Origin of the sequence: Brevibacterium sp. UCMA 11754, assembly GCF_021532275.1 — a bacterium.
GTDB lineage: Bacteria > Actinomycetota > Actinomycetes > Actinomycetales > Brevibacteriaceae > Brevibacterium.
In genome coordinates this window covers 258,841-271,291 of the sequence record NZ_JACBOT010000031.1, presented here as the reverse complement: position 1 = coordinate 271,291, position 12,451 = coordinate 258,841, and the positions used below count along the sequence as shown (strand labels likewise).

Sequence of the window (12,451 nt, the reverse complement as noted above, 5' to 3'; positions counted from 1 at the left end):
GGTCTTGCTGAAACGGCAGAAGGACGGTTACTGGAACTGTCCGATGTTGATCGAGCCGATGAGGTTCATCAGATCTCCGAGATCGATGAGCGGTCCTTCGATCAGTGAGCTGGAGGTATCTGCAGAATCTGTCTGTGGTGCTTCAGCTGCCGAAGCTGCGCCGGGGGCGGCGAAGACTCCGACCATCACGGCGAGAGCTGCGATTGCGGCACCGCCGATGGCCCGAAGACCTGTGCGTTTGAGGCTCAACATTGTCCCTGTCCTTTCCTGACACGCGGTGCAGATCATCTGCACCGGGCAAGCAGTACTGGTTCGGAGGGTTCGTGCGTTTGGATTGACGATTCGCGAAATTTCCCGGAATCCTCAGACTGACAGCTGCTGAGAGTCGCGTTGACGCGCATGCTTCACGACTGACCGAAAGCGGAGCATAATAGAACGTATGAACGAATATCAGCGACCGGAATGGCTCAGTCGGTACCAGGACTTCAAGTCGCTGTGCTCAGACGTTTCGGGGGAGTACGTCCGCTTCTACCTCACCACGGGCTGCGAGCAGATCAGCTATACGCATTCCCAGAACACCGAGGGGCTGCCGAACTACTCGTGCCGCCTCACGGCAGAGGACGGTACGGTGCTGCTGTTGCCGCTCGACGCCTGGCGCCATCGCATGGACGAGGTGCCTGGACTGGTGCGCACCTGGTTGCGAGAGCATGCGGATCTCAAGGGCTGCAAGCCTTCCAAGTCCCACTATCAGGGCGACAGGTACTGGTTCGAGCAGTGGCAGCTGGCGAATCCCTGGTGAGCCGGTGACGCGAGCTGATTTCTGGGTGCACGCACACTGAAGCGTCGCATGGTCGTGAAGGCAGCTCCGTGCATTACCAGCCAAGGCAGTTCCGCCTTTTACTAGCCAGGCTAGTGAATATTGCCTATGGTGACAGAATGGCGCAATCTCGATTCGAAACCATTGACCCCTCGCCCCTCCCGCGAACCGTTCTTGTGCTCGGGGCCACCGGTTATATCGGGGGGAGGCTCGTCCCGCGCCTTCTGCAGGCCGGCCACCACGTTCGTGTCGCCGTGAGATCGCCGCACAAGCTCGAACAGGTGCCCTGGGCCGACGAGGTCGACATCCATCGCGTCGATCTCGACGATGGAGACGGCCTCATCGAGGCCGCAACCGGAGCTGAGGTCATCCACCATCTGGTCCACTCGATGGGATCGGGGCGTGACTTCGAAGACAAGGAGGCCGCAACGGCCAGGCGGGTAGCCGAAGCGGCAGAAGCCGCCGGTGTTCGACGTATCGTCTACCTCGGCGGACTCCACCCCGACAAGACGGACCTGTCCATGCACATGCGCTCGCGAGCAGAGGTCGGCCGGATTCTCATCGATTCGCCTGTGCCTGCCGTCGCGTTCCAGGCGGGCATCATCATCGGATCAGGCTCGGCATCATTCGAGATGGTTCGTCATCTCGCCCTGACATTGAGACTGATGCCGGCGCCGAGGTGGGTCAGCAATCACGTCGAACCGCTGGCGGTCCGTGATGTGCTCTACTACCTCCTCAAGGCCGTCGACATCGACGGCGACGTCAACCGTGCCTTCGACATCGGATCCCATGATGTTCTCAAGTACGCCGAGATCATGAGAAGATTCGCTGCGATCGCCGGACTCAAACCCCGGCACGTCCTCACACTGCCTCTGCCTGCACCCACACTGTCCGGCATCTGGGTCGGACTCGTCACCCCGCTGCCGTTCGCACTGACGCTGCCGCTCGTCCAGTCGCTGCAGGAGGACGCGGTGACCAAGGACCGCGATGTCGACGAGGTCATCCCTCCGCCGCACGAAGGGATGCTTGACTTCGAGCAGTCTGTGCGTCTGGCTCTGCTGCGCGAAGCCGAAGGAGCCGTCGACACCAATTGGGATGCCGACGCCGGAGGGCTTGCCCAGGCGGCGAAGCCGCTGCCGAATGACCCCGAATGGGCAGGAGAGCGCGTCTTCACCGATGATCGAACACTGCACTTCTCTGATCTGACTCCCGAACAGCTCTGGCCGGTCATCGAAGGCATCGGTGGGAAGAACGGCTGGTACTCGTGGCCGTTAGCATGGCGGGTACGGGGCGTGTGGGACAAGATCGTCGGCGGCGCCGGCCTGAACCGCGGGCGGAGACTTCCGGATCGGCTTCGGGTCGGTGACCCGGTCGACTGGTGGCGAGTCGAAGAGCTTGACGCCGAGCGTCGACTGCTCCTGCGGGCAGAGATGCGGGTATCGGGCAGCGCCTGGCTCGAATTCACCACCACCGATGCCGGTCAAGGCTGCGACTTCAGGCAGCGGGCGATCTTCATTCCCAAGGGAGTTCGCGGTCGGATCTACTGGGCCTTCATCTCACCATTTCATCGACTCATCTTTCCTGCCATGGCGAAGAACATTGCCACGGCTGCGAAGAAATCTCACCCCGAGAGACGTCAGAAAGGAATTAGTTAGCTAAGCTAACAAATATGTTCCCGCAGACGCACGAAGTGTTCAGTCACACGGCCCAGCAGGCGGCCGCGGCCGTCATCTCGAACTATTCGACGTCCTTCGGTCTGGCCACCAGACTCCTCGGGCCCACCTATCGGCACCACATCCGCAACATCTACGCCCTTGTGCGGATCGCCGATGAGATCGTTGATGGTCTTGCCGCTGATGCTGGACTCGATGCAGGCGAGCAGCGGCAGCTGCTGGACAACTTCGCTGCCGCAACCCGCAGCGCACTGCATTTCGGCATCAGTGACAACCTGATCATCCACGCTTTTGCGCAGACGGCCAGGACCACCGGAATCACGTTTGATCTCATCGAGCCGTTCTTCGCCTCAATGAGGGCAGATCTGAGCGCCCCGAGTGCCCCCGTCCGCAGTCTCCCTGCGGACGAACACCGAGATTACGTCTACGGTTCCGCCGAGGTGGTCGGCCTGATGTGCCTCAAGGTCTTCCTCAGCGACCAGAACCGCACCCCCACCGAGGTTGAGACGCTGGAATTCGGTGCGCGGCAGCTCGGGGCGGCGTTTCAGAACATCAACTTCCTCCGCGATCTGGCCGACGACAGTGTGCGCCTCCATCGCAGCTACCTCACCACTGAGAGTCGACTCTCAGACTCCGACAAGACCGCGTGGGTGATCATCATCCGACAACAGCTCGCAGACGCTCAGGCCACGTTCTCGCTGCTGCCGAAGGATGCCAGAGCGGCGGTGAGAAGTGCTGCCGCACTCTTCGCCGCTCTCAACGACAGGATCGCTCTCACTCCCGTAGATCGCCTCTATCAGGAGCGTGTGCGCATCCCCAACGTGGTGAAGATGCGTCTGGCATCGCGAGCCATCCTGTCCACTGCAAGGGAAGGACGGCCATGACACAGCGCATCGGTGTCATCGGTGGAGGTGCGGCGGGCCTCGCCACCGCAGCCCTGTTGGCACGCGAAGGACACACGGTCGACCTCTTCGAGCAGAATTCCACTCTCGGCGGTCGTATCGGTTCGATCGAGCGCGACGGCTATCGATTCGACACCGGGCCCTCCTGGTATCTGATGCCGGAGGTCTACGAACACTTCTTCAACCTCGTCGGGACCTCTGCGAGTGCCGAACTGGATCTGCGCAGTCTTGACCCGGCCTACACCGTATTCAGCCCCGGCTCGACATTCGCACCAGCGCAGACGATCACGATTCCGCAGGGCAGAGCTCGAGTGCTCGAGGTATTCGAACGCGTCGAGAGGGGCAGCGGCCGTTCTCTGAGCCGATACCTGGCATCGGCCGACCGCACCAAGAACATGGCGATCGACTACTTTCTCTACAATCCCTTCACCTCACCGATATCGATGCTTCGGCCAGAGATCATGACCGCGCTCCCGACCTTGGTTCGTCAGCTCGGCACATCGCTTGAACGCTTCTCCTCCGCCTCGGTGAGGCATCCCGTGCTGAGACAGATCCTCCAATACCCGGCAATCTTCCTCGGCACGGACCCGCGGACGGCACCTGCGATCTACCACCTGATGAGTGCCTTGGATCTCGACGACGGAGTCCGATACCCGATGGGAGGATTCAGAACCATCGTCGACGCATTGACTCGCATCGTCGAAAAGTCCGGAGTCCGCGTGCACACCAACGCCGCAGTGGAGCACATATCTGCCGTCCCGCGCAGCGGTCGACGCAGGAAAGCCACCGGTCTCGTCTGGACGGATCACGAGGGCCGAAAGCACGAACACCGCTGTGACATCGTCGTCTCCGCCGCTGATCTCCACCACACGGAGACTCAGCTCCTCGATCCAGTCGATCGGAGCTTCCCTGCAAGCTGGTGGGAGAAGGTGACGAGCGGGCCGGGCGCCATTCTGGTATTTCTCGGAATTGAGGGAGAAGTCCCGCAGCTTCCCCATCACTCGCTGTTCTTTACCGACGACTGGTCGACCAACTTCGACGACATCTTCGGCCCTCGACCGAAGATCTCCTCCCCGGCATCGGCCTATGTGTGCAAACCCAGCCACACCGATCCCAGCGTGGCACCACCCGATCACGAGAATCTATTCATCCTCATACCCGTGCCCGCTGATGCAGGCCTGGGCGCAGGTGGCAGCGATGGGCAGGGAGATCCGCGCATCGAGCGTGCGGCGGATCGAGCCATCGATCAGATTGCGCAATGGGCAGGCATTCTTGACCTGAGAGCTCGGATCAGATTTCGGCAGACGCAGGGCCCGACGGATTTCTCCAGCACCTTCAATTCGTGGCTGGGCGGGATGCTCGGGCCTGCCCATACGCTGCGGCAGAGCGCGATGTTCCGCCAGCAGAATGCCTCCAAGAAGGTGGAGGGACTCTTCTACGCCGGTGCAACGACGGCACCCGGTGTCGGTGTGCCGATGTGCCTGATCAGCGCTGAACTGGTTCTCAAACACATCCGAGGAGACTCAAGCCCGGGCCCCTTGCCGGTAGAGGGCGGCACCTTCGACGCAGCAGAGTCTCAGCCGTTGAACTGCTCGAGTTCGTCTGCGCTGTAGTAGTGCTGGGCCAGGTCATTGACCCGAACGAGGTACTTGCCCCGTTCCTCGTCGAAGACCTCGACCTTGCCGGTGTTGCCATTCATGGGTTCGCCGGTGATCGTCACGGTGTCGCCTGTGTTGAAATCAGCCATACCTCAGTTTAGGCGCGCCGGCGCGGGATCGCGTAACTGGTGCCGGTATCCGTCTCGAAACGTTGGAAAATCCAACGATCCGATGAAGTCACGGAGCCGAGTGTTCTCAATCCGTCTTCCCGCCTCGGACTCTTCCGTCAGGTCTGGCGGAGGCGAGACGTTCAGCGAGGAGGCCAGGAATCCCACGACCTCGCCCAGCTGAACTGGACACGAGTCCGCAGCATGTAACAGCTGCGGCGGGTCAGAAGTGAACAGGAGAGCTTCCAAGACTCGGATGAGATCTCGGTAGTGAATGCGATTCGTCCACCGTCGGTAGTTCACTGCTCGGCCGGAGAGGACTCCGTCGACGAGGCGAGAACCCTCGCGACCATAGATCCCGGCGGCCCGAACGATCGAGGCGGAAGGGAACGTGCTGCGAATCAGATTCTCTGTCTCCCAGAGAGAGCGTGCAGGACCCGACTCAGGCCGGGGCACAGTGTCCTCATCAGCGGTCTCGCCAGGCGACGCACTGCCGAGGACCCGAGTCGAGGACACGAGGATCACCCGCTTGGGCCGGGACGTCAGGATGCTGATCAGGCCCTCGACTCCACGGCGATACGTCTGCTCATAACTCGCATCGGAATAGTCATCGGGAGTCAGCGTGATGACCACTGCATCGATGCCGTCGATGGTGGTGTCACCGGGGTTGCCGAGGTCCACCGCAAGCGTTTCGAACGAGCCGGGAAGCTGCTCGGGGTGCCGGCGTGCACCGACGACCTCATGGCCGCTTCGCACCAGCCGCAGGCCCAGACGAGTTCCGAGATCACCACATCCTGCCAGAAGCACCTTCATGATCGGACCGCCTTCGTATCGTCATCGCCTGCGGATACAGGTCCTGTGGACATATTCTTCATCCGGTCGTAGGCACTCAACGCGGCCTGTCGCGAATCCGCGAGGTCAACGATGGGAGCAGGCGCCGCTGCTGGGGGATACGGAAGCCAGTCGTCGACGTAGGCGCCGTCGGGATCGAAGCGATCGCGTTGGCGTTCGGGATTGAAGACTCGGAAATAGGGAGCGGCATCGGCTCCGCTTCCCGCGACCCACTGCCAGGAGACCGGGTTGTTGGCCTCATCGGCGTCGACGAGGGTGTCCCAGAACCACTGCTCACCGCACCACCAATGCTGGAGGAGGTTCTTGGTGAGAAAGCTCGCCGTGACCATCCGAACTCGATTGTGCATCCACCCGGTCTCCCACAGCTGGGCCATGCCGGCATCGATGAGTGGATAGCCTGTGGTCCCCGACCTCCAGTGGGCCAGAGCCTCATCGTCGTCTTCGTAGGGGAAGTTTCGGAACTCACTCCTGATCGGCGTGGAGTCGATGTCGGGGTAGTGGTAGGTCAGATGCCAGGAGAATTCGCGCCAGTAGAGCTGACGTACCCATGCTGCGCGGTCGTCTGGGGTGACGGACGTCGTCGTCTGGGCGGCGTGGAGGAGCTGCCGCGGTGACAGTTCTCCGAACCGCAGCCTCGGCGAGAGTCGAGAGGTGCTGTTGGCATCCGAGGGAACATCCCTGGTAGAGCTGTAGCCATCGATGCCCACAGCCAGATCGTCAAGCTGGTCGGCAGCGGCCCGGGTTCCCGGCAGCCAGTGGCAGGCGATGGTGTCCTGCCACCATCGGGGGCCGCGGACTGCAGCGAAATGTCCTGAACCGGTCCCTGTGCCGTCGAGGAGCCCCAGTCCGTCGAGGGCGGTCACGGCTGCGCAGTCTCGCGCGGATTCCACCAGGGACGGTTCGATTGGTGACTGTGGTTCGGGCGTCGGCAGCACGTCACCGACCTCGCGTCCTGACACGGCTTTCCAGAACGGGGTGAAGACCTTGTAGTGGTCACCACCTTGAGGTGCGGCAGTCCAAGGTTCGACGAGGAGAGACCCGGTGTGGGAATGGACAGCGAAGCCCTGCTCGCGGAGTACGGTCTTGATCTGGCTGTCGAGAGCCCGGGAGGCGGGGGCGTAACGGCGCGACCACCGGACCGCGCCGACGCCGAGGCTGTCGGCCAGCTGCGGAATGATCGCAGCCGCCTCTCCTGCGGCGAAGAGCAGAGGAATTCCCAGCTCAGAGAGCTCTTGGTGGAGAACTGCCAACGATTCGTGCGCCCACCACCGGCTGGCCCCGCCCATTGGCCTTGGCCCCAGTCCCTGAATGTCGCGAGCCTCACGAATCCACACGGCGATGACGCGGCCATCGGCACGCGCCGCCGTGAGTGCTGCGTGGTCGCTCACGCGCAGGTCATCACGAAACCACACCAAAGTGAGGTCCTCCTCGGTCGTGCCCATCAGCGACCGCTCGGATTGAGACGCAGGATCTCCGCGTTGAGAACTGTCGCGAATCCCACCCACGCCGCGTACGGTGCGAGCGCTGCAGCCGACACCCGATCGACCTTGGCAGCCTTCGTCAGCAGTCTCAGCGTCGATGCTTCCAGTACTGCCGAGGTGAGGAGAGAGGCATCCGGACGCCGAGCGGAGAAGAACAGCCAACTCCATGCCACATTGACTGCCATGTTCGCCCCCAACTCACCCAGATACGCTCGTCGGTCCCGGCTGTTCGGCATGCGATTCAGAACGCGGCCTGATGCGAATGCTGTCAACGAATACAAGGTTGTCCACGCGGGCCCGAAGACCCGGCCCGGTGGTTGCCATGCAGGCTTCTTCAGGTTCGAATACCAATCAGAGTCGACCTTCGTGCCGAGTGCGCCGAGCGTGGCTGCTCCGGCGCATACAGCCGACGGAAGGAGGAAGCGTTTCCAGTCAGTGCTCATGAGTTCCCGCGCCTCAGGTGCCCGAGCACGCCGCGTCTCAGCAGTCCGAGAGTCGGTGGTGACCACAGCGGGGTTCCTTCGACCCTCCACGAGGAGAGGAGGTGATTGGCCGCCATATAACCGGTCGTCGTGGCACGTTCCATGAGAGCCACAGGCAAGTCGCAGCGCACATAGTCACCGGCGACGACCAGACCCGGAATCGGGGTGGCAGCTTCGGGCCGCTCATCCCAGGGGCGGGTGTCCGTCAACGCGCAGTCTGCTTCGATGAGCAGCTCCTGGTCGACGATGGGCAGATGGGCGGTTTCGGGGTAGACCTGATGCAGGTCCGAGAGCAGACGGGTCACGATGCTCGCCCTGTCCCGCTCAGAAGGATCAGCGTCGATGTCGAGCGCGTAGGCGTGAAGTTCCAGAACCGAACCGTTGTGGGATTGCGCCCACCGGCTGGCACCGTCCTCGAAGCGTTCGAGCACCGAGACATTGTCGAGGACGTCATATCCGCTGGTGCCCAAAAACTCCGGCCGATGGTCAGCCACGGGTGCACCCAGCCAGAGACGAAGCACAGCGAAAGCGGGTGCGTTGGTCAGCGAGTCGATGTTCTCCAGCCACCCTTGCGCGGCTGGAGCGGTGCCTACGATCGAGTCGCGGCTGACTTTCAGCAGCTCACGAGCTCGCGCGGGATCGGCCGCGAGGACAACTGCATCGCCGTGGACCTCCTGGCTCTCGGTCGACACCATCCAACCCGACGAGGTGGATTCAAGCGAGGTCACCATCTCCCCGGTGCGGATCTGCACACCGATTTCGGTGAGATAGTCGGCCAGTGGGGCCCAGAGAGCGGTGTCGTAGTCATCGACGGGGACGTCGAAGAGCAGCCCCTCCGCCGATCCGGCGAAATAGGTGTGGAACATGGCAATGAGCTCACCGGCGGAGAAATCTTGCGGATCGGCGAAGAAGGAGCGCGCGAACACCTCAAGAGCCAGATGTCGGGCTTCGTCGGGGAAGCGCAGCCGGTCGAGGAAGTCGGCCGCGGACTCACCATCGTAACGTCGATAGGTGGCGGGAAACTCGACGTCGATGAGTTCAACCGCAGCCGGGATGTCGACGTCGAGGAGCCGGCGGAGGGGAAAGGTCGGGCTCTGCCAGACGAACCCGAGGAGATTGAACGGTGGAGTCCGGGGGATCGAGGCGAAGGTGTCCGTGGAGCCTCGGCGATGGAGGAGGGGGTAGTCGTCGACGGGCTGCAGGCGGTGAAGCTCGGGATCTGTCCGACTGAGCAGATCGCGAAGGTTGTAGTACTGCCGAAAAAATGCGTGGAAGCCTCGGCTCATGGTCCGATCGTCTCCGACTGGCCATGCGCCCACACGCCCGCCGAGGTGGTCCTCGGCCTCAATCACAGTGACCTTGACACCGTGTTCGGCAAGGATCGTGGCCGCGGCCAATCCCGCGATGCCCCCGCCGATGACCGTTACCCGTTTGGGTCTGAGAGGGCGAGGGCGTCCCTGCAGTGCGGGGATGTTCTGCGCACGTCGATCTCTGGGTCGTGGTCCAGGTGTCATTCGGTGCCCTTCTGCAAACGGTTGAGCTGCCATTGCCACACCATGAGCACAGAGGTGATCATGGCGAATCCGAATCCGAAGTCTTCGATCGGGATGTCCCAGGGGAAGCGCAGATTCAGGAACTGAGACGGGTTGTAGATGACGATGGGATCGGTCAGTTTGGTCAGCCAGCCGTCGACCAGGCATTGGAATCCCAGACAGATGGCGAGCGCGGCCCAGTACTTCGCGCGTCGGAAGATCCCGCTGCGAAAGACGAAGGCTTCGAGCCCGATGACGACCAGCATCCCGAGGATCGTCATCAGCGTGTATTCAGGCACCACCACTGCCTCCCCTTCTGCTCTTGGCCTTCTTGGCGAAGAATTCGAGCACGGTGCCCACTGCCTCGTAGCTGAGCAGGGCGCAGATCGGGATGACGATGAAGAAGACGATCTCTTCCAACGGAAGGTCGCCGAGGTGGACGCCCGTGACGTACTTCGAGTTGTAGGTCCAGTGATCGCGGGAAATGGCGACAATGTCCCAGAGCGAGAAGATGAGGACGATCGGAACAAGAGATCCGATCAGGATCTTCCAGCGTCGATACACCTTGGCGGAGAACACCAGCTCCAGAGGAAGTGTGATCAGCAGGCAGGCACCCATCAGCGCCAGGTATTCGAATGAGCTCATCTCGTCTCTCTCGTGGCTGCTGGACGCGACCTTTCCATCAGGCTCAGGTCCATGCCGCGCAGACGGTACCCCTCGATGAGGTTGTCCCAGCTGATTTCGGGCTTCCGGAGGATGCGTGGGCCGATGGCCAGGAGCTTGTGGACAAGGGCATCGGTTTCGTAGAGAGCCAGTGGCTGGCCGGGGCACGCGTGGGCTCCGTCGCTGAAGCTCAGCCCCGTCGCGGCCTTCCCCCGTTCGAGATCGCGCCCGGGGATGATCGTCTCCGGGGCGGTTCCCATCGCGTGTGGGTCGGTGTTGGTCTGTCTCACACACACGTCGATCAGGTCGCCTGCGGAGATGGTGTGGGGGCATCCGTTGTCCGAGACCTCGATATCGGCTTGCGCTCGACGGTAGAGGTGGCCGACGACAGGGTCGAGGCGGATGATCTCCTCGAGGATCTTCAGACGGGTGGGCTGTGAGGACTCGGTGTAGCGACGGCCCAGCTCTTCGTCCGTCAGCAGGTGCCAACACGCCATGGTGATGAATTCGCGAGTCGTCACCATGCCGGCGGTGCCGTAGGTCATGCACTCGACGAGGATGTCGGCGGTGCTGTAGCCGGCGGAGAGCAGATGCGAGAGCACATCGTCGCGGCGCCGGCTGCGCCGGGAGCGGATCGCCGGTTGCACATCGTGAACGTAGAACCGTCCGATGGGCAAGAGGCCGTTGACGGCCGCCTGGGCCCATTGCCGACGGGTCCGGCCCATCGCAGGAGCTGCGAGGTCGACAGGCGGCTGTCGGAAGAACCCGACGAGGCGCTTGGCCATCGCATCGGTGGAGGACTCGGTCAGTCCCACGATCTCGGCGGTGACTTCGACGGAATAGTTCAGAGCCGCCTCATCGAGGCGAAGCCCGCCGTTCGCGACGGCGCGGTCGACGAGGGCTTGAGCGCGCTCGTTGATGAATTCTCCGTACTTCGCAGACACCACTGCGGGGGCGAAGTAGCGAGCGACCTCTTTGCGCTGAGAATCGTGATCGTCACCGTCAGAGATCAGTATGGGGTGTTTCCGAAAGTACCCGCGCGGGATCTTCTCTGCGGTGAATCCTGCCTGAGTCGTGCGGTGACGCGCACGCAGCACGGTAGTGGCTGCCTCGTAGGAGCGGATCCTCCACATGGTTCCATCGTGCTCGACGCGAGGTTCGGTCTCGTCGTGTGGTCCCACTGCTTTTCGCTTGCTCACCGAGTTCATGCGATGCGCGAGCTGCAGTCGGAGGTCAGCTGGATCAGCTGGCGGCTCAACGCCGACGGCAGGGCTGCATCGGAGATGAGTCGATACAGGTCCTCGCAGCGCTGAGTGATGATGGATTCGACGAACACGCGAGCTCCTGATTCCTCGATGATGGTCCGCAGCCGATCACCATCGGCATTGCTCAGCGTCCTATCCCCGAAGAGGGGGCGGACCTCGGGCCAGGACGGATCGGAGCGAGCGAACGTGATCAAGAGAGTCTCCTTGCCTTCACGGAGATCACTGACATTGGATTTCCCGGTCTCCCGTTCATCGCCGAACAGGCCGAGGACGTCGTCGCGCAGCTGGTAGACGATGCCGATCTGCGCAGCGATAGCGCCCAGTTCGGCAGTCTGGGTGCTGCTTGCTCCGGCCAGAACAGCCGCGATGAGCAGGGGAGCCTGAAACGAGTACACGGCGGTCTTCTGCCCTGCCATCTCGAGGACCTCCCGGGAACGGGCCTCTTCCAGATGCAGGCTCAACCACACATCTGAGTGTTCTCCCGCGGCACTCCGGAACAACGTGTCATCGAAGATGTCGAGGATGGCCCGGCGTTTGGCGTCGTCGACATCGAGCCGCGCCAGCAGAGAATGGGCGAGGGTGAGCATCAGGTCACCGCCCAGCAGTGCTGTGGCGTCTCCCCAGACTTGAGCCTCATGCTGGCCGGCGCCGCGGCACAGTGCGTCGGAGGCGAATGCTCCGGAGATATTCGCCTCACCACGACGGATGGTGTCATTGTCGATGACGTCATCGTGGATGACGAGTGCGATGTGCAGCAGCTGCATGGCGCAGGCCGCGTCGACGGCGGCTGCCTGGTCACGTCCGCCCAGGCCGTGATGTGCGTCCAGGAGCAGGCGTGGTCTGATCAGCTTTCCGCCTGTGGCCATGTGTGTGAGTGAGTCCCAGAGCTGTCCGTACTGTGCGGAGAATGTGCGCGAACGGTGCCGTCCCTCCGTCAGCACCTGTGAGAGCCGGTCCTGGAACGAGAACGCGATGTCTTCGAGTGGGGTGATCGAATCAGTCATTGAGCCCCGCCTCGG

Annotated in this window: 14 protein-coding genes; 4 read left to right on the top strand and 10 right to left on the bottom strand. The window is 62.5% G+C overall.

Going from position 1 to position 12,451, the window contains the following annotated elements; all coding sequences use genetic code 11:
* Nucleotides 1–27 precede the first annotated feature (27 nt).
* The gene (locus HX613_RS18210; protein ID WP_096167742.1) at nucleotides 28–252 is read right to left on the bottom strand and encodes a hypothetical protein; all 225 of its coding nucleotides are present in this window, start codon (nucleotides 250–252) and stop codon (nucleotides 28–30) included.
* A 187-nt stretch (nucleotides 253–439) separates the two neighbouring features.
* Here HX613_RS18210 and HX613_RS18205 point away from each other — a divergent pair, with 187 nt between their 5' ends.
* From HX613_RS18205 to crtI, 4 genes are all read left to right on the top strand, one after another.
* Nucleotides 440–799: a hypothetical protein gene (locus HX613_RS18205; RefSeq protein WP_235346621.1), complete on the top strand. Its 360-nt coding sequence runs from the start codon at nucleotides 440–442 to the stop codon at nucleotides 797–799.
* A gap of 137 nt (nucleotides 800–936) precedes the next feature.
* Complete coding sequence (locus HX613_RS18200) at nucleotides 937–2,472, top strand: SDR family oxidoreductase (RefSeq protein WP_235346620.1); 1,536 nt, start codon at nucleotides 937–939, stop codon at nucleotides 2,470–2,472.
* A 14-nt stretch (nucleotides 2,473–2,486) separates the two neighbouring features.
* The gene (locus HX613_RS18195) at nucleotides 2,487–3,374 is read left to right on the top strand and encodes a phytoene/squalene synthase family protein (RefSeq protein WP_235346619.1); all 888 of its coding nucleotides are present in this window, start codon (nucleotides 2,487–2,489) and stop codon (nucleotides 3,372–3,374) included.
* Nucleotides 3,371–5,005 carry a phytoene desaturase family protein gene (gene crtI, locus HX613_RS18190; RefSeq protein WP_235346618.1) on the top strand — a complete coding sequence of 545 codons (1,635 nt, stop codon included), beginning with the start codon at nucleotides 3,371–3,373 and terminating at the stop codon, nucleotides 5,003–5,005. Before HX613_RS18195 ends, crtI begins: the two co-directional genes overlap by 4 nt.
* Here the strand turns inward: crtI and HX613_RS18185 are convergent.
* From HX613_RS18185 to HX613_RS18145, 9 genes are read right to left on the bottom strand one after another with little or no spacing between them, the layout of a single operon-like run.
* On the bottom strand, nucleotides 4,969–5,139 hold the full coding sequence (locus HX613_RS18185) for a hypothetical protein (RefSeq protein ID WP_009884241.1): 171 nt from the start codon (nucleotides 5,137–5,139) through the stop codon (nucleotides 4,969–4,971). The genes crtI and HX613_RS18185 overlap by 37 nt on opposite strands.
* Before the next feature lie 3 nt (nucleotides 5,140–5,142).
* Nucleotides 5,143–5,970: an SDR family oxidoreductase gene (locus HX613_RS18180; RefSeq protein ID WP_096159594.1), complete on the bottom strand. Its 828-nt coding sequence runs from the start codon at nucleotides 5,968–5,970 to the stop codon at nucleotides 5,143–5,145.
* Nucleotides 5,967–7,451, bottom strand: coding sequence for a cryptochrome/photolyase family protein (locus tag HX613_RS18175; RefSeq protein WP_235346617.1), 1,485 nt, complete (start codon nucleotides 7,449–7,451; stop codon nucleotides 5,967–5,969). Before HX613_RS18175 ends, HX613_RS18180 begins: the two co-directional genes overlap by 4 nt.
* Complete coding sequence (locus HX613_RS18170; protein WP_235346616.1) at nucleotides 7,451–7,933, bottom strand: TspO/MBR family protein; 483 nt, start codon at nucleotides 7,931–7,933, stop codon at nucleotides 7,451–7,453. Before HX613_RS18170 ends, HX613_RS18175 begins: the two co-directional genes overlap by 1 nt.
* Entirely contained in the window at nucleotides 7,930–9,486 is a 1,557-nt protein-coding gene (locus tag HX613_RS18165; protein WP_235346615.1) for an FAD-dependent oxidoreductase, read from the bottom strand. The genes HX613_RS18170 and HX613_RS18165 overlap by 4 nt, the downstream gene beginning before the upstream one ends.
* Complete coding sequence (locus tag HX613_RS18160; protein WP_328284990.1) at nucleotides 9,483–9,803, bottom strand: lycopene cyclase domain-containing protein; 321 nt, start codon at nucleotides 9,801–9,803, stop codon at nucleotides 9,483–9,485. The genes HX613_RS18165 and HX613_RS18160 overlap by 4 nt, the downstream gene beginning before the upstream one ends.
* Nucleotides 9,796–10,149 carry a lycopene cyclase domain-containing protein gene (locus HX613_RS18155; protein ID WP_235346614.1) on the bottom strand — a complete coding sequence of 118 codons (354 nt, stop codon included), beginning with the start codon at nucleotides 10,147–10,149 and terminating at the stop codon, nucleotides 9,796–9,798. Before HX613_RS18155 ends, HX613_RS18160 begins: the two co-directional genes overlap by 8 nt.
* Nucleotides 10,146–11,366, bottom strand: coding sequence for a cytochrome P450 (locus tag HX613_RS18150; protein ID WP_235346613.1), 1,221 nt, complete (start codon nucleotides 11,364–11,366; stop codon nucleotides 10,146–10,148). Before HX613_RS18150 ends, HX613_RS18155 begins: the two co-directional genes overlap by 4 nt.
* A 5-nt stretch (nucleotides 11,367–11,371) precedes the next feature.
* Nucleotides 11,372–12,436, bottom strand: coding sequence for a polyprenyl synthetase family protein (locus HX613_RS18145; RefSeq protein WP_235346612.1), 1,065 nt, complete (start codon nucleotides 12,434–12,436; stop codon nucleotides 11,372–11,374).
* Between the last annotated feature and the right edge of the window lie 15 nt (nucleotides 12,437–12,451).